23 protein-coding genes are annotated in these 20,720 nt (G+C 43.6%); 16 read left to right on the top strand and 7 right to left on the bottom strand.

Annotated elements, in window-relative coordinates:
* Positions 1 to 18: 18 nt before the first annotated feature.
* Positions 19 to 1,644 (top strand): acyl-CoA carboxylase subunit beta, encoded by a 1,626-nt coding sequence (locus tag LDX50_RS04760; protein ID WP_225697264.1) that lies wholly within the window; start codon positions 19 to 21, stop codon positions 1,642 to 1,644.
* A gap of 20 nt (positions 1,645 to 1,664) precedes the next feature.
* The gene (locus LDX50_RS04755) at positions 1,665 to 2,510 is read left to right on the top strand and encodes a transglutaminase-like domain-containing protein (protein WP_225697263.1); all 846 of its coding nucleotides are present in this window, start codon (positions 1,665 to 1,667) and stop codon (positions 2,508 to 2,510) included.
* Here LDX50_RS04755 and LDX50_RS04750 read toward each other — a convergent pair.
* Positions 2,425 to 4,998 carry a hypothetical protein gene (locus LDX50_RS04750; protein WP_225697262.1) on the bottom strand — a complete coding sequence of 858 codons (2,574 nt, stop codon included), beginning with the start codon at positions 4,996 to 4,998 and terminating at the stop codon, positions 2,425 to 2,427. The two genes, LDX50_RS04755 and LDX50_RS04750, sit on opposite strands and share 86 nt — an antisense overlap.
* 79 nt (positions 4,999 to 5,077) lie before the next feature.
* On the opposite strand from LDX50_RS04750, the gene LDX50_RS04745 reads away from it, so the two are divergent.
* The 7 genes from LDX50_RS04745 (at position 5,078) to LDX50_RS04715 (ending at position 11,092) form a co-directional block, all read left to right on the top strand.
* A complete protein-coding gene (locus tag LDX50_RS04745) occupies positions 5,078 to 6,088 on the top strand; it encodes an efflux RND transporter periplasmic adaptor subunit (RefSeq protein ID WP_225697261.1) in 1,011 nt (336 codons plus the stop codon).
* Between the two features lie 71 nt (positions 6,089 to 6,159).
* Complete coding sequence (locus LDX50_RS04740) at positions 6,160 to 6,345, top strand: hypothetical protein (protein ID WP_225697260.1); 186 nt, start codon at positions 6,160 to 6,162, stop codon at positions 6,343 to 6,345.
* Between the two features lie 22 nt (positions 6,346 to 6,367).
* A complete protein-coding gene (locus tag LDX50_RS04735) occupies positions 6,368 to 6,589 on the top strand; it encodes a hypothetical protein (protein WP_225697259.1) in 222 nt (73 codons plus the stop codon).
* The gene (locus LDX50_RS04730; RefSeq protein ID WP_225697258.1) at positions 6,590 to 6,787 is read left to right on the top strand and encodes a hypothetical protein; all 198 of its coding nucleotides are present in this window, start codon (positions 6,590 to 6,592) and stop codon (positions 6,785 to 6,787) included.
* A gap of 41 nt (positions 6,788 to 6,828) precedes the next feature.
* A complete protein-coding gene (locus LDX50_RS04725; RefSeq protein WP_225697257.1) occupies positions 6,829 to 7,854 on the top strand; it encodes a hypothetical protein in 1,026 nt (341 codons plus the stop codon).
* Positions 7,851 to 8,264: a MauE/DoxX family redox-associated membrane protein gene (locus LDX50_RS04720; RefSeq protein WP_225697256.1), complete on the top strand. Its 414-nt coding sequence runs from the start codon at positions 7,851 to 7,853 to the stop codon at positions 8,262 to 8,264. Before LDX50_RS04725 ends, LDX50_RS04720 begins: the two co-directional genes overlap by 4 nt.
* Entirely contained in the window at positions 8,264 to 11,092 is a 2,829-nt protein-coding gene (locus LDX50_RS04715; RefSeq protein ID WP_225697255.1) for an efflux RND transporter permease subunit, read from the top strand. Before LDX50_RS04720 ends, LDX50_RS04715 begins: the two co-directional genes overlap by 1 nt.
* Here the strand turns inward: LDX50_RS04715 and LDX50_RS04710 are convergent.
* Positions 11,030 to 11,611 carry a redoxin domain-containing protein gene (locus LDX50_RS04710; RefSeq protein ID WP_225697254.1) on the bottom strand — a complete coding sequence of 194 codons (582 nt, stop codon included), beginning with the start codon at positions 11,609 to 11,611 and terminating at the stop codon, positions 11,030 to 11,032. The two genes, LDX50_RS04715 and LDX50_RS04710, sit on opposite strands and share 63 nt — an antisense overlap.
* Positions 11,612 to 11,614: 3 nt before the next feature.
* Positions 11,615 to 12,253 (bottom strand): 4'-phosphopantetheinyl transferase family protein, encoded by a 639-nt coding sequence (locus tag LDX50_RS04705; protein WP_225697253.1) that lies wholly within the window; start codon positions 12,251 to 12,253, stop codon positions 11,615 to 11,617.
* A 34-nt stretch (positions 12,254 to 12,287) separates the two neighbouring features.
* Here LDX50_RS04705 and LDX50_RS04700 point away from each other — a divergent pair, with 34 nt between their 5' ends.
* From LDX50_RS04700 to folB, 3 genes are read left to right on the top strand one after another with little or no spacing between them, the layout of a single operon-like run.
* Positions 12,288 to 13,223 (top strand): WD40 repeat domain-containing protein, encoded by a 936-nt coding sequence (locus LDX50_RS04700; protein WP_225697252.1) that lies wholly within the window; start codon positions 12,288 to 12,290, stop codon positions 13,221 to 13,223.
* 24 nt (positions 13,224 to 13,247) lie between these two features.
* Positions 13,248 to 14,045: a DivIVA domain-containing protein gene (locus LDX50_RS04695; RefSeq protein WP_225697251.1), complete on the top strand. Its 798-nt coding sequence runs from the start codon at positions 13,248 to 13,250 to the stop codon at positions 14,043 to 14,045.
* A gap of 2 nt (positions 14,046 to 14,047) precedes the next feature.
* Positions 14,048 to 14,413: a dihydroneopterin aldolase gene (gene folB / locus LDX50_RS04690; RefSeq protein ID WP_225697250.1), complete on the top strand. Its 366-nt coding sequence runs from the start codon at positions 14,048 to 14,050 to the stop codon at positions 14,411 to 14,413.
* Here the strand turns inward: folB and LDX50_RS04685 are convergent.
* Complete coding sequence (locus tag LDX50_RS04685; RefSeq protein ID WP_338029992.1) at positions 14,396 to 14,710, bottom strand: HesB/IscA family protein; 315 nt, start codon at positions 14,708 to 14,710, stop codon at positions 14,396 to 14,398. The genes folB and LDX50_RS04685 overlap by 18 nt on opposite strands.
* Before the next feature lie 130 nt (positions 14,711 to 14,840).
* Here LDX50_RS04685 and LDX50_RS04680 point away from each other — a divergent pair, with 130 nt between their 5' ends.
* From LDX50_RS04680 to LDX50_RS04665, 4 genes are read left to right on the top strand one after another with little or no spacing between them, the layout of a single operon-like run.
* On the top strand, positions 14,841 to 15,362 hold the full coding sequence (locus LDX50_RS04680; protein ID WP_225697249.1) for a DUF7935 family protein: 522 nt from the start codon (positions 14,841 to 14,843) through the stop codon (positions 15,360 to 15,362).
* On the top strand, positions 15,362 to 16,027 hold the full coding sequence (locus LDX50_RS04675; protein ID WP_225697248.1) for an NAD(P)H-binding protein: 666 nt from the start codon (positions 15,362 to 15,364) through the stop codon (positions 16,025 to 16,027). The genes LDX50_RS04680 and LDX50_RS04675 overlap by 1 nt, the downstream gene beginning before the upstream one ends.
* The gene (gene dtd, locus LDX50_RS04670) at positions 16,024 to 16,476 is read left to right on the top strand and encodes a D-aminoacyl-tRNA deacylase (RefSeq protein WP_225697247.1); all 453 of its coding nucleotides are present in this window, start codon (positions 16,024 to 16,026) and stop codon (positions 16,474 to 16,476) included. Before LDX50_RS04675 ends, dtd begins: the two co-directional genes overlap by 4 nt.
* Entirely contained in the window at positions 16,476 to 16,802 is a 327-nt protein-coding gene (locus LDX50_RS04665) for a nucleotide pyrophosphohydrolase (protein ID WP_225697246.1), read from the top strand. The genes dtd and LDX50_RS04665 overlap by 1 nt, the downstream gene beginning before the upstream one ends.
* Here LDX50_RS04665 and LDX50_RS04660 read toward each other — a convergent pair.
* The 3 genes from LDX50_RS04660 to LDX50_RS04650 are packed head-to-tail and all read right to left on the bottom strand — an operon-like array spanning position 16,799 to position 20,717.
* Positions 16,799 to 17,509 (bottom strand): 2-phosphosulfolactate phosphatase, encoded by a 711-nt coding sequence (locus LDX50_RS04660; RefSeq protein ID WP_225697245.1) that lies wholly within the window; start codon positions 17,507 to 17,509, stop codon positions 16,799 to 16,801. The genes LDX50_RS04665 and LDX50_RS04660 overlap by 4 nt on opposite strands.
* Positions 17,510 to 17,512: 3 nt before the next feature.
* Positions 17,513 to 18,595, bottom strand: coding sequence for a glycine cleavage system aminomethyltransferase GcvT (gcvT, locus tag LDX50_RS04655; RefSeq protein WP_225697244.1), 1,083 nt, complete (start codon positions 18,593 to 18,595; stop codon positions 17,513 to 17,515).
* 49 nt (positions 18,596 to 18,644) lie between these two features.
* Positions 18,645 to 20,717: a glycoside hydrolase family 97 protein gene (locus LDX50_RS04650; protein WP_225697243.1), complete on the bottom strand. Its 2,073-nt coding sequence runs from the start codon at positions 20,715 to 20,717 to the stop codon at positions 18,645 to 18,647.
* Positions 20,718 to 20,720 lie beyond the last annotated feature (3 nt).

The raw sequence follows: 20,720 nt of genomic DNA, 5'->3' as shown, positions 1-20,720 counted from the left end.
AATTACAGCATAGGATACATGGATTTAGCCTTCAATAAAAACGAAGACGAACTGAAACAACTGCTTTATAAAGTGCGTGTTGAACACCAGCGTGTTTATAAAGGAGGAGGGGATAAAAAGATTGAGGCCCAGCATAAGAAAGGTAAGCTCACCGCCCGCGAACGCATCGCGTACCTTCTCGACAAAGGCAGCGATACACTTGAAATTGGTGCACTTGCCGGAGATGGCATGTATGAAGATGTGGGGGGATGTCCGGGCGGAGGAGTGGTTACCGTTATCGGAAGAATTCATGGAAAACAGTGTATGGTGGTTGCCAATGATGCCACTGTAAAGGCCGGTGCGTGGTTTCCCATTACCGCCAAGAAAAACCTTCGGGCACAGGAAATTGCCATAGAAAACAGACTGCCGGTTATCTATCTGGTAGACAGTGCGGGTGTATTCCTCCCGATGCAAAATGAGATCTTTCCGGATAAGGAGCACTTTGGCAGACAATTCCGCAACAACGCGAAAATGTCATCTATGGGGATCGTTCAAATTGCCGCCATCATGGGGAGCTGTGTTGCTGGCGGAGCCTATCTTCCCATTATGTCGGATGAAGCAATGATCGTGGATAAAACAGGATCGATATACCTGGCAGGACCATACCTGGTAAAAGCAGCAATCGGGGAAGATGTGGACAGTGAGACACTGGGCGGGGCGTCTACGCACTGTGAGATCTCGGGCGTGACGGATAATAAATTTGAGAACGACCAGTCTTGTCTTGATTATATTCGTTCCATTTTTGAGAAAATCGGTAAGTCTGAAGAAGCCGGCTTCGATCGGGCTGAGCCAAAAGAACCTTCATTAAATGCGGAGGAAATATATGGCTTATTTCCGGTAGATCGCGTCAAGCCGTATGATATGAAAGATATTATCCGCCGGCTGGTGGATAATTCTGAATTTGACGAATACAAGGCCCTTTATGGTAAAACCATTGTTTGCGGATATGCACGAATCGACGGCTGGTCTGTGGGCATCGTTGCAAATCAGCGAAAAGTTGTAAAGACCCGGAAAGGTGAAATGCAGATGGGGGGAGTAATTTATTCGGATAGTGCCGACAAAGCTGCCCGGTTTATCATGAATTGTAATCAGCGTAAAATCCCTCTTGTGTTTTTACAGGATGTGAGTGGCTTTATGGTCGGAAGCAAGGCCGAGCAGGGGGGAATTATAAAGGACGGTGCAAAAATGGTCAATGCGATGGCTAATTCTACTGTTCCCAAGTTTACGTTTGTTCTCGGCAATTCGTACGGCGCCGGCAATTATGCAATGTGCGGCAAAGCATATGATCCCCGATTGATATATGCCTGGCCAACTGCCCAGATGGCGGTTATGAGTGGTGCTTCGGCAGCCAAAACCCTGCTTCAAATCAAAGTTTCTGCACTGAAAAGCAAGGGTAAGGAGATATCCAGGGAAGAAGAGGATAAGTTGTTAAAAGAGATTACTGATAAATACAATGAGGAATTGAGTCCGTACTATGCCGCTGCCCGACTTTGGGTGGATGGAATAATTGATCCACTGGAAACGCGAAAGGTTATTTCCATGGGTATTGAAGCGGCGAATCATGCGCCGGTCGAAAAATTTAATGTAGGAGTTATTCAAACCTAACGACCCCGAAAGAAGGGTATATGAAAGAAACAGAACTAAAAGCACTCGTATCACTGCTGGATGATGAGGACAACCAGGTGATATCGCATGTTGAACAAAAAATAATTTCTTTAGGAGAGGCGATAATTCCGTACCTGGAATCGGCCTGGGAAGAATCCCTGGACCCTACCCTTCAGATCCGGATAGAGGATCTAATTCACACATTGCAATATGAGCAGCTAAGGTCCCGGTTGAATAAATGGAGTGAAGATGAAAATCCGGATTTGCTGGAAGGAATGTGGCTCGTAGCTACCTATCAGTACCCCGATCTCGAACTCAATAAATTACGCCAGGAACTGGAGCAACTGTATTACGAAGCCTGGTTGGAATTTAAACCTGATGCCCACCCCTTTGACCAGGTGAAAATTCTCAACGGGGTTATTTACAGCAAGTTGCGGTTTGGTGCCAACACCAAGAATTTTCACTCTCCCGGCAATTCAATGATCAACGTGGTATTGCAGACCCGTAAAGGAAACCCAATTTCACTTTGTGTTATTTATATGTTGATTGCTCAGCGCTTGAAAATGCCAGTGTTTGGTGTGAACCTGCCTAATCTCTTCATTCTTACCTACAAGGATGAGTCTCATAAGCAGTTTTATATCAATGCCTTTAATCGCGGACTTATCTTTTCCAGGGAGGATATTGACAATTATATCGGTGAGTTGAGGCTTACTCCACAGGAAACCTATTATCAGCCCTGCAGTACGATGGATATTGTTAAACGTTCTTTCCGGAATCTCATTAATTCCTTTGAGAAAATTGGCGACCACGCCAAGGCAGAAGAGGTAAAGACACTTTTGAAAACCATCTCAAGTCCGGGGGAATAAGGAAATAAATTCCTGTAAGAAAAAAGATTCCTGCCGGTATTATCACAGGAAATTCCCGCATGAACTGGTATGCGAAGAATAAAGCCAACAGGATAACCTGGTAATGCCATTTATCCTGTTGCAATCTCCATTGCATGAGAAGACATTGAAGCATCAATATCATTGGAATTATTAGCCATTCTTCAGGAAAGGTAATATCCGAGATAAGGAATGAAATTTGAAAAACTAAATAGAGTAGTGCGAATCGAGCCTGATGTTCCAGAATCCTGATAGGGTTATTATGCAATATTGAAACACAAATTATGAAGAGCAGTATTATTTTCAGGAGATCTGCTGAATCGTGTTGCTGGCTCAGGATATTGAGGGACTCTGTATCCAGATTTATGCCGACGGGTAATATGGACGAAATATTGCCGACCGTCGACCTGATAAATTCCCTGTTCATTTTTGCCGTTCCTGAATAGTCATGAACAATTTCCAGTACGAATTGACGGTTCTCCTTTACAATATTTAAAGATCGGGATTCCTTGTTTGTAATAAATAGCTGGAATCCCCTGAACTGCCGTTTATCACTTTCATATATTCGGTTCAGCAGCTCCCATTGATCCGGAGGGTCGGGTCTGGCAATGACCTTTTTTCCATTTGAGAGAACCGGTAGCTCGATGGTTTTAAACGCACTTCCTTGTACAGCATAATTCTGGAAATAAAGTACAGGTTTTTCTATTCTCGTGGGCAGCCAGCTCCTGTCTCCCAATCGAACATCAATTACCCTTGGTGTGCGTGTCAAAAGAGCCAAAACGGAGTCTGCATAAGACTGAAGAGAATCCAGATCATAGCCAATAAGTTTCCAGTGATGTTTGGGGAAAACGGGTCGCGGGTTATTTGAAAACTCGAAATTACCATGGGAAATAAACCATAGTACGCCGGATGTTCTTAACGCTCTCCGGGTAAGGTATTTTCTTACAGGTTGTGGAATATCCTTTGATTCAATTTGTATGTGAGCATATCCTGTTTGGGATATCAGGCCGTAAACATCACTTTTCTCCTTTATTATGTTACCCAGATCCCTTTCAAGTTTATGAACGAATGCTGTCATCTCACTGTATGTTTGCTCATTCCTGAAAAATAAATGTACGTCCATCGTATTCATTCCCGGGCCTTGTAATAGAAAGACCGATTTCTGCTTTTCTTCATTTTCAAACGAAATTTGAATGAACAAAATCAATGTGATCGCCAGCAAAGCAACTCCGGCAAGGGTGACTACTTTTATCGGAGGATACTGGTTGTCGGATTCATGATTTGATGGATCATTCTGGTCAACAAATAATTTACAGAGAAAAGAGGCCAGAGGAATTAGAAGCAAAAGCACACAGGCGATATTGCTAAATAATATTATCAGAATTATTACAGCAATCCCGGACAGAATTAAACTATAAACAGAGCGAAGACTTCCAAAATAAATGCCCGGTAAACATCCCGCAAGGCACAATGCATTTAAAAGCAATGTGTGATCAGTAATTTCATCAATGGAATTGAGGATACACACGGAAATCCCGCAGAGCACGCCATAGCACATAATTTTCTGATATTTAATTCCGTGTTTTCGGATTACATCGGAAAGGAAAAACATCAGGTTTAACACGAGAAGATCAGCGAAAAAAGGAAGTTGATGGGCTTTGAATTCAATAGTGTCATTTCGTATTTTAATTTGATCCGATAGGTTGTTGAATTTATCCCAACCTGATAAGAAATTATGATTCTGGCCGATCCCATAATATTTAATATCCAGTTTTATTGCCGGAAGAGTATTCCAGTGAAACATGATGGGTTGGCCTGACCTGATCCCTTCAACTATTTGGCCTGTGTCATAGCCTGCCGGGCCAATCCAGGTTTTTACATGTGTTTTCTCAGAAGGAAGAGCTTTGAAATTACCCATCCTGATGGGTGTCAAATCTGAATTCTTGGCAAGTTTTATTTTCTCAATGACGGGTCTGAATCGCTTCTGAATTTGCGCGGATCCTATCTTTTCGGGCAAGCCGGACCAATTCAACCCATTGATTTGGGGAAGCTGTAACAGGTAGTTTTGTAATTCCTCTCTTAGCTTATCATCCTGCATGAAGACCGGACCAAGTATCAAAGAAATACGACTGCTTTTGTTTTCAGTATATTTCGGCTGACCAAAGTGCAGCCCTTTGGGCAGCATCTCTCTCTTTACTTCCAGTTCACGTTCAATATCAGCCATGACCGACTCCACCATGGCATTGTTTTTCAACGTTAAATTTATAGATCCGCCACTGCTGCGTGTAACTGAACTGATCTTACTGATCCCGTTTATGGAAGCCATGATGTTTTCGATCAATCGTGTTGCGCACTTTTCCGTTTCCGCCGGAGTAAGTGTGCCGGTGAGCTGAAAAGTCATTTCAATGGTTTTGGTCTTATCCCTCCTCCCGTACCGGATATCCGCCGTACTAAGCAGACTGACAGACATAATGAATGCTATGAACAGTGCCAGAGACCTCAAATTTTTTGCGAACGTCCGTGGCGGTGCTATTCTTTGATAGAAAATCATGAAACGACTTTTGATCATCTGGTTGATTTTAGCAGGCTGTTCGGCAACGGAACATGACAATTATGATATTGGTAAGGGGTGGACTGATCAGCCCATGAAGGTTAAAACCATGACGGCCAGCCGCAAGCCTATGCACAGAAAAATATTGGGGGAAGGGACGATTGAAATGTTGGATACCTGGGATCTTCATATCGATGTTCCGGGAATTATCCGTAAAATTCATGTTTCCAACGGAGCATATGTGAACAGGGGTGATACGCTCCTTGAGCTTGTGAATGACGAGGAGAAATTTGCACTTTCTGAGGCTGTTGTCAGGTATAACGGGAGTGCCTATGCTTTTGAAAGTATGCGGATGGGTTTTGAAAATGCGACAGACACCATTCAGCAGGCCATCCGATATTCCAGTGGAATTGCGACTGCTGAAATCATTCTTGAACAAGCCCGCCATCGACTTTCGAAAAAAATTCTGGTCGCAGGTATTACGGGTGTCCTTACAGGGTTTAATCTTAGCCCCGGACAGTACATATCTCCGGGGACAATTCTTGGGTCCATTCATGCACCTGAATCCGCGATGTTGAATATGCCGTTGCTGGAAGTAGATCTTCCACTCCTGAAAAATGGGATTACAGCATCCGGTACTGCTTATTCGGGAATATTTATCGAAGCGATTTATTCCGGTCACGAGCCAAGAGTTGATGAATCGGGAATTTTTCAGACCTACTGGAAAGTAAAAAAAAGTGCCGGATTATACCCCGGTATGCACGCCGAAATGGAGGTAAATGTGCCTGTTGGTGAAGCGGTCGTACTTCCGGCGGAAGCCATCGTTGACCGCGGGGGAGAGCCGGTTGTTTTTGTTGTCAATAATGACACCGCACGCTGGAGGGGGATTTCTACAGGGTGGATTCTGAATGATATGATCGAGATCAGCGACGGTATTTTTGCAGGTGACACCGTTATTATCTCCAATCAATTTGAGATAAATGACGGAATTGCTGTCACGCCATTCTGATTTTTTTCTTGCCGGAAAATAGTTGTCCGCAACGGTTCCTTACTTGGTGGAAGAATAAAAAATCACAGCTAATGAAAATACTCATCTTGATCCTTGCTTTATCCTTAATGGGATTAACCATGAATCATGGGCAGCAACGGGAAATTCGAATGTGTGAAGGCAGTGGTATTCATTGCATGAATATCGAAATGCTGGATATGACGCTTGAGCTTGTCAAGGCAAAGGGGAAGCCTGAGATCACAATCAGGGAAAATTAATTTTTAACCAAAATAATTACCAATGAAAAAGTTAACAACCGGATTATTGGTCATAGCGATTATGGCCATTTCATGGAAACAAACTGTTGCCCAGGACGCATCTACAGTGCAGGAGGTATGTCTTGGCACGGGTGTACATTGCGCAACACTCAATTACGGGACAATAAAAATGACCTTTGTTAAAAGCAAAAATGCACCCGGCATCAGGATAAAGGAGGTTAAGGAAGTCAAATCTGAAAAGTAAATGAAACGACATTTCAGAAACACTGTACTCATCATGGTTCTTGCTTCTTTTCTGAATGTGCAGGCGGCTGATGAGGATGAGACTGAATTCTGCCCTGGAAGGGGAGAAAGGTGTGCTTATGTGAAGGTTCTGGGGATCAAGATTTGGTCCAAAAAGGAGAAGGACGGACCTGGCATTCTTATTAAAAGCGAAAAATAATCACATACACAGGCCTTTAGGGGCCTGTTATTTAGAGAACTATGAAAAATCGAATATTTGTTTTACTCACTGTGGTCCCTTTATTATTGTTGCTGTTCATTTTTGGCATGCATCAGAAAACTCTTGAAACTCCGAAGAATTCGGATCACGGGACGCGAAACATGAAGGCCTATCTTAAGAAGAAGGACACCTTTGTTTATCCGGGCAGCAGTGTTGATGGTTGGCAGGAATTTGATGGCAGATTATTTATACTCGATCAGGCCGCACAGCAATTTTTTATTATTAACTATCACGGCCAAATGCTGGATACACTGGGCGTAAAGGGCGAAGCTCCCTGGGAACATCAGCAGGTAAGGCGTTTCAGTGTAGGCCCCCGGGGTGTTTTTACAGTTGACAACAGCCTGATGTCGGTGAAACAGACCGACATGGATAATGAACCTGTGTTTTATGATAAGCTCAACGAGCCATTTTGGGATGGTGTATTTCTGAAAGATCAGAAATTTCTGCTGCTGAATGATGAATCTGAAGCATTTGGTTTCTATACATGGGATTCCCGATTGAATGAACGGAGCGCTACAACCCGTTTTGATAGCCTGCCCGGCATTGATCCTTCAAAGAATCTGAACATTGCCTATGAGGGTGAAATGGTTCAGGGCAGGGATAGGCACTTTTATGTTTGCAACAGGGCAGGTATGTACCTGGTAATATCTTCTGATGGCAGGATCGATCATGTAGGAAAAACTATTGATGAAACACCTGCACCCCGGATTGTGGAACGGAGAATGAATAACATGGTCGTTTTTGAAAGACAACCGGATGAATATGTTAACTATTCAGCTACCACAGATGATGAGCACCTCTATATTCTATCAACGGTTGCTTTTCAAGAAACTAATAATTTATCGATAGACGTCTATGATAGTGAGGAAGGCTACAGGTATAGTATGGAAGTGCCGAATCATCATAATAATTACCCGATAAGTATATTGAAGGGCAAAAATCTCTTTTGGGTTCTTTATGAAGATTTATATATCTCCTCGTTTGAGATCATATTTCCCGCCTCATGAAAAGAATCCGTTTTGATGAAATTGCGGCACTCATTCTGCTCGTTGTTTTTACATATTCTGCAGGCTTAAAATTATTTGATATTCAAGACTTTCAGGTGAAGCTCCTCCGGGTCAACTATCTTCCGGTGTCACTAATCATACCTGTTAGTGTGGCCATACCGTTTATGGAACTGACTTCTGTAGTGCTTTATCTGGATGAACGTTCGAGGAGGCTAGCTGCAATGCTCATGTATCCCCTAATGGTCATCTTCACAGGTCACCTCTTAATCTTGCATAAACTCAGTCCGGGAACTCCATGTTCGTGCGGAGGGATTTTTGAATCCTTATCCTTTAAAAGTCATTTGCTGATTAACTTTATTCTGATATTGTGCGCGGCCGTTGTGCTCGCAAGAAAAGTGGCCCGAAACTGATGGAAAGTTTAATCAGGGTCATGCTGGAAAACAGAAAATCCATCCTGATAATTTTTGTTGTTTTATTTATAAGTGGTGTGCTTGGGTATCCTCACCTCCGGTTTACTCTTCTTCCCGAATTAGAAGATAGGTTTCTTGAAATAGAAATTACTGCTGATGAGATGCCTGAAGATAAGGTTGAGGACAACCTTTTACAGCCCATTCGGCAGGCGGTTACAATCATCCCTGGAGTTGAAGATGTTTATTCATCTCAATCAGGTAGCGGAGCTGTGGTTCGTATTGAGGTGGGTCATGGAGTTAATATTGCTGATATCCAATATCTCTCTCAAAATGTATTGAATAAAGTTATTTCGACCATTCCGAATTACGAACATAAACTTCTTGTTAAACGATCCACAGATCATCGGTTGCCGCTTGCAACGCTGCACGTTTCAGGAAATTCGATAGAAACTATTTCAAGAGTTTCTGAATCATTCATCAAATCCCGCCTGGAACAGATAGATGGAGTTGGATTTATTGAATTGGGTGGTTTGCAAAAAACCCGGTTTGTCATTGTGCCAGATCAAAACAAGCTCTCCATGATGGACCTGCAGATTCATCAGTTTGCCGAATTTCTCCGATCAAATCAGACAACTGCTATTGAATTGAAAAACTCGGCAAAATTTATACTATCCTCGAATTCCGACCTCCGTGAAATACTAAATAGAAAGGTGAAAGGTAAATTTCGCGTAGGAGACCTGTGCAGAGTTCAGCAGGAAGATTATTTTCCGCGGGGCAAGGCTTTTCTGGGATTTTCCCCTTCTGTTTCCATTGATATTTACGCCAGATCAGGATACTCCATACAAAAAACATCCCACGACGTTGAGAACTTTATATCCGCATTCAACAGGAAAGAAAGTGATATTAAAATTCATTTAACTTCAAACCGTTCTTCTGTAATCAGGCAGACTTCCCATTTGCTGATCAAAGCTGTGGTCGTAGCCATTCTAGGATGCATTTTCGTAGTGCTTGTACTTACCGGCGATCTGAAACGTACTTTATTTATTTCTCTCAGTATTCCCTTAACCTTGTTTCCGGTAATTGCAATTTATGCCTTGTTTAAGATTCAAATCCACATTTTCATATTGGGCGGTGCAGTATTGGGAATGGGACTGATAATTGATAATGCAATTATTGTAATTGATGAGTTAACACTTTCCAATAGCTGCGGTGAAACCAGTAAGGATCGTATTGTGAAAGCTTTAAAGTCAATTGTGATGCCTTTGGCGATGGCCACAATTACCACGATTATCTCTTTTATTCCTGTACTCTACCTTCACCCCATATCATACCTGCTTTTTCATGAGCAAGCACTAACACTTTATGCATTGCTGATTTCTTCACTCGTTGTAGCCTTGGTAGTGCTTCCAATTTTTTATCTAATTGCCCCGGGGATGAGAAAAACAAATTCTTCTGCAGGACTGATCAGTGGCCATGTTCATGCAAAAATTTTTAAAATGATTTCCGACAAACCAGAACTCATCACAGCGCTTCATTTAGTTACCGCTTTACTTGCAGTCTGGTTCTTTTCAAAAATGGAGGTAAAGGTCATTCCTTCATTATCATATCAGGAATGGGATTATAAGATACCCTCCTTCATTACTGAGAAAACATTCAGAAAAGTGTTATCCGGAGCGGTACTTGAAAGTGGTCCTGATTGCATCATTACAGGAGCCTTCAATAACGGATTGAATCCTAATCAAACTTCATACATTAAATTAAAATATCCGGTAAGCCGGATACAGCCAGATACAGCATTGTTTCCAAATAAATTTGTGTTTACCCCTTCAGCAAACGCGATCACGTGGCTTTTCCCAAATTCGCTGCAGGCCTATGCATTCCGCGCATACCGCAATGAGGATCTTCCTTATGTAGCTCAACTAAATATTACCGGGAGCAGGGCAGATACCGTTTTGCGCCTTTCACCACGATGGGAAAGAGTGGTAAGGTCTGGCCAATCCTTATCATCCCTTTTTGAAAAGAGCGCGCCTGTTCAAATAACTGATCAGATCATGTTAAAGGCATCGGATTCAGATCTGACATTCAGAACCGGGCGTCAAAGGTTGTCCATTCAAAGAATCGCGACGGTTCTTCCCGAAATACGCGGTGAACGAGTATATCGTGATGAAAGGGGTGAATTTTTTCTTGTGGAGGGAAACCTGAAGCGTGATAGTGTTTTGAGTAAACTGAGGGAACGTGGATTTTATGTGTTTGATCCGGAGGAACGAATACGCGCCGACTTCAGGAATACAGGCGTTATGGCGATCTGCGGAACCATACTTATAATTTACATTTTATTGATGTTCCAGTATCAGTCATTTACATGGCCCCTGATAATCCTGTTTTCACTACCCGTTAGTATCAGCGGAAGCCTCATTGCTCTCTATCTTACAGGTGAGGGGTTGAACATGATATCTTCAGTGGGTATGGTGGTGGGACTCGGTATATCCGTAAATGATGCAATCCTCAAGGTTGATACATTCAGAAAATATATCCGACAGGGTTTGGCGGTAAATGAAGCCATGAGATTAACGAGTAGTAGGAGAATCCGGCCGATTCTTATCACTTCCTACACGACGGTATTTGCCTGCTTGCCAATGTATTTTTTCAAAGGAATTGGCAATGAAATTCAGGGCTCAATGGGAATAGCAATTATGGGTGGAGTAGTAGCATCGACGATGGCCGCTATTTTTTTTATTCCGGTTCTTTTAATCTGGGTACAGCGGTTATCGAATCATACAACCGATTGCCCGGGTATTGGGATGCGCCGGGGGTTTGTTGGCGAGTAGGGTTTTTATATTGTCTGTAAGATATGCTTCTTTCACATCACTTTCAACCTGTGGATTATTATCAATCTTACCCTGATAGTATATCGAGTATCCTTTCGGTATTGTTTTTAAAATAACTGCTGTCGGGCTTTTTTCAACCCCCAGCATATTTTTCAGTTCATGCGTTTTATCAGCCAGATAGGGGACGCCAAGATCCCAGGAGGCAGCAATATTCTTCATTGCGGATGGCGATTCGTTGCTGTCCAGATGGGCGTTAACGAGAAGAAACAAAATATCCCTGGACTGATACGTGGTGATGAGTTTCTTAAACCGATCAATGTAGTAGCTGGAATACGGACAATCATTGCTTACAAATAGCAACACAATTCCTTTCTTATTATCGACACCTGAAAGGATGAATTTCTCTCCTGTTGTGACATCGACCAGGTTAAAATCAATAATATCCGGTTCCTGTGTGAATCCTGAAAACGGGAAAGTTAGGGATAGGAATGTGATAACGGCCCAATTTCGAATATTCATAACTTAAATATTATAAACCATAATGTAGTCGCTTCCCTGTTCACTCTGAAGTAAATAACGGGCTTCCTCACCATTTTTATCAATAACACCCAGTAGTTTTTTCCAAGGAAATTCACCCTGAGGGTACAGATGGATCTCATTTCTGAAGTTAAGCCCTTTTTTACTGTAAACTTTATAAAGGGCCTCTTTTGCACACCAGAAGATACACAAAGCTTCCTGATTCAAATTCATGCAAAGTTCAAGTTCGCGCTCATCCAAAAAGCGTGGGGCAATTTTTTGAAGTTTTTCTTTTGGCTGCTCAAGATCAATGCCCACATCCATTGACGGATCTGCAACGACGGCAACATACGGGAAAGAATGCGAAAGTGAGATTTGAAGTGCATGACCCTGTAGGAAAGGTTTTCCGTTAGAATCTTTTCTTGTCCCCTGATATTCGAGACCCAAAAATTCGCAGATGTATCTAAGGAGTAATCGTGCAGCCAGCCATTCCTGTTTCTTTTGAACATTTGAATAGGATTCCAGCAATTCACGATCGAGTTCATCAGGATTCAATGCTTCAAGAAGCTCGTCATACTGCTCTTCAATCTTGTATAATCCCAATAACCGTTCCTTTCCTACTCCTTTGAGTTCTAACAATGGCATCCTGCACTGATTGTAATTTCTTTCGACTAAATTTATGCAAATATTTTCAACAGAGACCCAGGGAATGATCAATGTAACGAAAAAAGCAACCATGTCCGGGCATACAGATTGCGTCTATTCACTGGCCGACTGTCCGGAAGAATCTTCGTTCTTTAGTGCTGCTGGGGATGGTATGGTGGTTAAGTGGAATTTAAATGAACCGGATAGCGGTAAGCTGGTAGCCAGGGTTCCTAACAGTGTTTACTCAATTGCCTATCATGAATCCAGCGAACTTTTATGTGTGGGGCATAACTATGAAGGGGTGCATTTTATTGATTGGCAGAATCAAAAGGAAATAGGAAATATTAAGTGTACAGAAGGCGCTATCTTCGCTCTGAGGCCCTATAAAAATATGTTGCTGGTTGGCGACTCTTCCGGGGCAGTTCATATGCTGGATGTCGAGAAAAGATCAGTCCTGGCCTCGGTGAAGTATTCAGACAAAAGTGCCCGATCAATAGATGTCGATCCGGTGAATCGTCAGGTGGCTGTGGGTTACAGTGATCATTCGATCAGGATCTTGGATCTTGCAACACTCGACCTGGTCAGCACCATCACAGACCATAACAATTCCGTATTTTCAGTCCGGTATAACCCCGACTTCCAGTATTTACTCTCTGCAGGCAGGGATGCGCGAATTATTATTCGTGAGAATGAACGTGATTATGTTCAGGTTGAAAATATCATCGGACATATGTTTGCTATAAATAATATTGAGTTTAGTCCGGATGGCAAACATTTTGTAACTTGTAGCATGGATAAATCCATTAAGGTTTGGGATTCAGACCGGTTTAAGCTTCTTAAGGTTATTGACAAAGCCAGGCATGCAGGTCATGGGACATCTGTCAATAAACTGCTGTGGATGGATTATGAAAATACATTGATCAGCGCAAGTGATGATCGAACAATATCTGCCTGGGATATCAAGTTTTAATATTACGAGGAGAAATGAATTAATATGAAAATTACACCTTTAGAGATACGACAGAAGACTTTTGAAAAAGCATTTCGCGGGCTTGACAAGGATGAGGTGTACGCCTTTCTTACTACCCTTTCCCAGGAATGGGAAAAGATGATGGACGAAAATAAGGAGTTGCGCATCAAGCTTGAAACCACTCAGAAAGAAGTGGAAAAACTTAGAGAAGTTGAAAATTCGCTCTTCAAGACCTTGAAAACGGCTGAAGATACCGGGGCAAATATGATCGATCAGGCCACAAAGGCGGCAAAACTACATATGCGTGAAACGGAAATGAAAGCAGAAGCAGTGTTGAATGATGCCCGAACAAAGGCCAAGACTATGCTCGAGGAGGCAGAGGTTCGCTCCCGGGATACCATGGAGGAAATGGAGGATCAGTTGAGAAATCTGGCTACACTTTACCGGAGTCTTGAAAACGCGCGCGAGGACTTGCTCGCCAATATTAAGGGCGCAGCACAGGATGCACTAGATAAGGCCGATCGCCTGAACAAGCAGATTAAGAACATTGATATTGAGGAACGGCTTATGACCGCCCGCAAGAATATTTTTGATAAAACTTCCTATAAAATGCTGGAAGTTGAACAGCCCGAAGCACCGGCTAATTTCACATCGGGATGGCTAAAGAAGGAAGATGAACCTGAAGATACTTCCGTGGAGGAAATAAATGATGAACCTGCAGCTCAGGATGATGCCGTAGTTGATCAGGAAGCTTCCCAGGAAGAACCCCCCGCTAAAAAAGAGAAAAAGGTCAACGGTTCATTCTTTGACGATATAGAGTAGGAATGGGCAGGATAAAACTTGAAGGCCTTCAGTTTAAGGCATACCATGGTTTTTATGATGAAGAGAGAGAGAAGGGAAACCATTTCGAAGTCACGATATCGGTCGAGGCCGACTTTTCACATGCCTCATTTTCAGATGAGTTACATGGCACGGTAGATTATGAACACATCTATCGTATAGTTAATGAGGAAATGCAAAAGCCCTCAAAACTTCTGGAGCACGTTGTTCAGCGAATTCTTGACCGGATTATGGATGAAATCTCTGAAGCTGATTCAGCCGAGATCGAGTTGTCGAAATTAAACCCACCCATTGGCGGGCCATGCCGGGCCGCCATTGTTACCTCGAGTCGGTCACGTCTCGTCACCTGAAGTAAAGGTGAAACCACGCGCATCCGCCCCCTCATAAAAATCAAGCGTCACACCAATCAGATACATGGTTTCGGCTTTGTTAACCAGCACAGGGATTCCGAGGGATTCATACCGCAGATCACTGTCTTTTTGCTTGTCGAACCCAACATAATAATTCACACCAGCGCATCCCTTTCCACCCCTCACACCAATCCGCAAAGCATAGCCATCCGGAATATTTTTGTTGTCCATAATATTCTTTACCTCACGGGCCGCCTCTTCGGTTATTTTTACCGGTTCAATGGATATATTCATCATATTCAATAACGATAACACAAAATAAGTGTTTTTAGGTCGTTAATTCAGCCGTATTGGGTTATTTCATTACGCAACACTTGACGACATGGTTATTTCTGTTATTTTTACTTTTTTCATTTTTTAATTTACCATGGAAATTTTTATTGAATTCATTAAGATCGTTCTGCCCGCAGCGGCGGTTCTCTACGCCATGTATCTGGTAGTTAAATCCTTCTTAAACAAGGAGCTTCAGAAACAGCACATGGAAATCCGAAATAAAAGTATTGAGACGGTCCTGCCAAACCGGCTTCATGCCTATGAAAGGATGGTACTATTTCTGGAAAGGATCAGTCCGAATAATCTCGTAGTTCGACTCAACAACGGCGAATACACTGCACGTGAATTTCAGCAAATATTGCTCAGTGAGATTAGATCGGAATATAATCATAACGTCTCACAGCAATTGTATATGTCGGATGAGGTTTGGTCTTTGATCCTTCACGCCAAAGAAGAACTTATCAGTACGGTCAATCAGGCAACTGACAGTTTGGGTAAAGATGCCACCAATATCGATCTTTCGCGGAAGATAGTTGAAATAACAATGAGCCGTGAACAGGACCCAATCCAGCTTGCCATGACAAATCTGAAGAATGAAATTCGTCAGGTATTTTAATGTTTCCTGAGAATGTGATAATTGCCGGTGCTACCGGGCTCATCGGAAATCAGTTGGTTGATTTATTGACTCAGCAGCCCGGACTAAAAACATTAAAACTTGTAAACAGACGGGAAATTGAAGTTTCATCACCATTAATCCGGCAAATCATCGTTGATTTTGATCACCTTGATGATTCCAAGGATTTGATGAGTGCAGATCTTGCGTTTTGTTGCCTTGGGACAACCATGAAGAATGCGGGTAGCAAAGAGGCATTCTATCGCGTTGATCACGATTATATCCTCTCCTTCGCCAGGAAAGTTCATGCGGCTGGTGTGCAGCGGTTTTTTCTTATTTCATCCATGGGAGCGGATGCTGGTTCCTCCATTTACTATAATCGGGTAAAAGGGGAGACCGAGCGCGATATACGCACTATCGGATTCCGGGAAGTGCGGTTTCTAAGACCTTCACTTTTGCTGGGTGATCGAAATGAAACGCGTACCGGCGAGTCGATCGGAAAATTCATAATGACCACATTTGGATTTCTCCTCGCCGGGCCATTAAAGAAATACAGGGCAATTCATGGACGAACCGTGGCCAGGGCGATGGTACATCTTGCAGGAGTACCTGAAAACGGTATATTTATCCATGAGTCAGAACAATTGCAAAAATTGGGAGGGCAATGATAGCAGTAATTCAGCGGGTTAAACATGCGGCGGTAGAAATCGATTCTGAAGAAGTTGGCCGAATCAATGAGGGGATGCTGGTATTGCTTGGGATTGAAGATGCAGATACCAGTGAGGATATTGAATGGCTGAGCCGGAAAATCGTTAATCTGCGCATTTTTGGTGATGACGAAGGTGTGATGAACAGAAGTGTATCAGATGTCTCCGGAGACATACTGATCGTTAGTCAGTTTACCCTTCATGCCAGTACAAAAAAGGGAAACAGGCCTTCCTATTCCAGGGCTGCCCGTCCGGAAGTCGCCATTCCGCTATATGAAGAGTTTATCAGGTCCTGTGAAAATTTGTTGGGTAAGCCTGTTCAAACCGGGAAATTCGGAGGGGATATGAAGGTTAGTCTTCTTAATGACGGACCGGTTACAATAATTATAGATACAAAAGACCGAAAATAATGACGATCAAGGAAGCCCAGGAAACCGTGGATGCGTGGATCAATTCTACAGGTGTTCGCTACTTCAATGAACTCACCAATATGGCGATCCTTACAGAAGAAGTAGGTGAGGTTGCGCGAATTATGGCAAGGAGATACGGGGAACAATCGGAAAAACCCAGTGATAGCGCGAAGGACCTTGGTGATGAAATGGCAGATGTGCTTTGGGTACTTATTTGCCTTGCAAATCAGACCGGAATTGATCTTACAGAGGCGTTTCAGAAAAACCTGGAAAAAAAGAATATCCGTGATCAGGACCGTCACAGGGATAACCCCAAATTGCGTTAATCCGCTGACATCCGCAGTGCTCCTCCTACAAGTTCCGGAACGACGGTAAATTCATCAAAGCGCAGGCAATATTCAATATCTTCCGAAATATTCAATCGCCTGAGGCGACGGGCATGTGACGAGTCAAGCACATGCTCCAGTAAATTGTCCTTCATTCCCAGGTATGAATGCAGGGCGACGAGAGGAGCGTCACAAACCGGGCTGAATTCCGGCATGATCATATCGGTCAATGCTCCCGCAAAAAGACTGTCTTCAAGGTTCACTTTTCCTTTCCATCCCGCACAAACAATCAGCACATCCATATCTTTTTTACGAATCCAGTTGGCTACAGCGGAAATATTCAGGAATGAACCGATGATAATATGTTCACCAGCGAGAGATTTCTCGATGGCCTGGGTGCCATTTGTAGTCGTTACCGCAATCTTACAGCCTTGATTGGCAGGGTCCATATAGTCAAAAGGTGAATTACCAAGGTCAAACCCTTCCACTTTTTGTCCGTTTCGTTCCCCGGCGATGAGATAGCCGTGTTCTTTCATTTTCACACAACTATCAAGGTCCGCGAATGGCTTGATTTCGGTTATTCCACTTCCAATTCCGGCAGTCATACAGGAGGTTGCCCGAAGAATATCCACAACCACAATAACCCGCCCTTCGATTTCATGCAGATCGATCAGATTTGGCGACAGGCAAACGTCAAGCCCTCTCATGACTCAGATTAATGGTAACTTCTGAACCTCGGCTTTCAGCTTGCGATTCCGAACTTCAATGAAAATTTCAGATCCAGGTGCTGAAAACCCTGTTGACACATATCCCAGGCCGATCCCAATACCAAGTGTTGGAGACATAGTTCCCGATGTGACCCGTCCGATCTCCTGATCACCGGAATCCAAGATGCGATAATCATGACGCGGAATACCCCGGTCAACCATTTTGAAACCAACCAGTTTGCGCGTTACCCCTGCTTCTTTCTGTGCTTTAAGGTTTTCCGAATTGATGAAATCTTTGCTGAATTTAGTGATCCAGCCCAGACCTGCCTCGAGGGGAGACGTGTTGTCATCAATATCATTTCCATACAGGCAGTAGCCCATTTCCATTCGAAGTGTGTCACGTGCGCCCAATCCAATAGGCTTGATCCCAAAGGCGGCACCGCTTTCCATTATTGCATTCCATGCTTTCTCTGCGAATGCATTAGGCACGTACAGCTCGAATCCTCCTGCACCGGTATATCCGGTGGCGGATATTATCACATCCGTAATTCCTGCAAACTCCGCCGTTACAAAATGGTAAAATTTAATTGAGGATAAATCGGTTTGGGTAAGCGACTGTAATGCCTCAGCTGCTTTCGGTCCCTGAACGGCAAACAGGGAAAGATCATCCGATATGTTTTGCATATCGACGTCTTCACTTTTGTACTGGTTGATCCAGTTCCAGTCTTTCTCGATGTTAGAGGCATTCACAACAAGCATGTAGTGTTTATCAGCAAGTTTGTAAACCAGCAGATCGTCTACAATTCCTCCGCTGGCATTGGGAAGACATGAATACTGTGCCTGCCCGTTAACAAGCTTCGATGCGTCGTTGGAGGTGACCTTCTGGATCAGGTCCAGTGCACCTTTACCCGAGACCATGAACTCTCCCATATGGGATACATCAAAAATACCAACTCCCTCACGAACGGTGTTGTGTTCTTCCATGTCTGATGAATAACGAACCGGCATAAGATAACCCGCGAAAGGGACCATTTTTCCACCCAGCTGTTCGTGAATGTGATTCAGTTGTATTTTTTTCAATTCCATAATTCAGTTTTATCAGGCCGTAAAAATAGGAAATACGGCCGAAGAAAAATTACTTTTTCAACAGACTAATTGCGAATCCGCCACCAGGAGCCATTCGGATATCAAGCTCGTCTCCTTTTTTAATTTCCTGCGATGTAATATCACAGGCGGTCGGATTATCCCTGAAATGTGCATTCGGAGAATCCCTGTAGATCGAAGCCATGAACGTTTCCCCCTCCGGAAGAAAATCAAAAGCAACGGTGGTTTCCTTTCCATTCTCGTCGGCAATGCCTCCCACAAACCAGTTCCCGGTATTGCGTTCCTCCCTTGCAATGACAACGAAATCCCCAACCTCGCCATCCAGCACCTTGCTTTGCTCCCAATCCACACCCACATCACGGATGAATTGAAACGTATTCACCCCTTCATAATTTTCTATCAGGTCGGCCGCCATTTGTATCGGGCTGTAGATCACAACATACAAACCAAGCTGATGTGCAAGAGTAGTATTAATCTGGTTGTCAGGCTTGTGAGGATCCAAAGAGATATTGAATATTCCGGGAGTGAAATCAATAGGCCCTGCCAGCATGCGCGTGAAAGCCACAATGGGAAGGTGTTCCGGCGGATTCCCTCCATCAGACGCCCAGGCATTGAACTCCTGACCTCGTAATCCTTCCCGGCTGATCGCATTCGGCAAGGTTCTCCGGATACCCGTATCCTTGATGGGCTCATGTGCATTTATCGCAATTTGATGTGCAGCACCTTTTTCCAGAGCCCTTCGATAGTGATTTACCATCCATTGTCCGTGATGGTATTCTCCTTCCGGAATAATTTTCCCCACATATCCGGTTTTTACCGAATGAATACCGAGACTTTCCATCAATGCATATGCCGTGTCCATCTGCTGATCATAGGTTCGCGGCGCGGCCGAAGTTTCGTGATGCATAATGAGTTGAACCCCTTTCTTATCTCCATATAAGACCACTTCCCGGAGATCATAATCAGGATAGGGCGTAATAAAATCAAACACACCTTCGCGATCGGGGAAACCTATCCAGCGTTCCCATCCGGTATTCCAGCCTTCCACCAGCAATCCACCGATATTATTTTCAGCAGCGAAATCGATCAGCTCTTTTGCGTGTTCAGTCGTTGCTCCATGGTTGCCGCTGGCGTAATCCCAGGTCCTGGTACCCATATGCATTTCCCACCATATGCCTACATATTTCATCGGTGTGAACCAACTCACATCACCCAGCTTGTTGGGTTCATTCAGATTTACGATAAGGTTGGATTCGATCAAATCCCCGGCGCGATCGGCAATCTGGATAGTTCTCCACGGCGTATCAAACGGCGTATTCCGCTTTACCTTGTATCCCGTTATTTCAGAACCGACCAGTTCACTTACCATTTTAAGTTCGAGCGAATCGATGCGAAGGGTCATATCTGAATAATCTGTGAGATTAGCCTCATGAAAATTCAGATAAAGGCCGTCGTCCGTCTTCATGGTCACCGGTGTATTCACCGCATTATACGGGATGTAGGTTTGTGCGAGATTCGGGTGATTCCGTTTGCTTGTTGCATCTATTTTGCTGAACCGTGTGGTATTATACAGATGCTCGTAGATATCCCAATCTCCCGGGATCCACCAAACCATCGGATCAGAAGTCAGATTGAATTCCGTCAGCTCACTCTCGATAATCACTTCAGAGAGATTTTCCTGTTCAGGGAAATGGTAGCGGAAACCCAGTCCGTCATCGTAGACCCTGAAAATAACGCGGAACGTTCGTGGAGTCGGTGAGTTTTCCCGGAGTTCAATACTAAGTTCATTGTAGGTATTTTCCACTTTGCGCTGCTCCCCCCACGGCATTTCCCAGATTTCTGTAAACGGACGTGCCTGCTGATCTGAAATTTCAACATTGGAGCCCAATATGCCAGCCCCCCGAATTTCAAAGGACATAAAGGAGGTATCGATTACTACTGAATTATCATGGAAAACGCGATAAGCCGGTTTACCGTTGATGATCTGAAAAATGACTTCATTCCGTCCATCGGGTGATGACACCGCAAGAGGTGTGTTGGTTTCACTTTCTGAACATGACCAGACCAGCCATACCAATATGATCAGGTAAATCGATTTTTTCATTGG

This window comes from Fulvivirga sedimenti (assembly GCF_020328055.1).
Note: the sequence above shows the minus strand (reverse complement) of the source record. Positions and strands in the feature narration are given on the sequence as shown.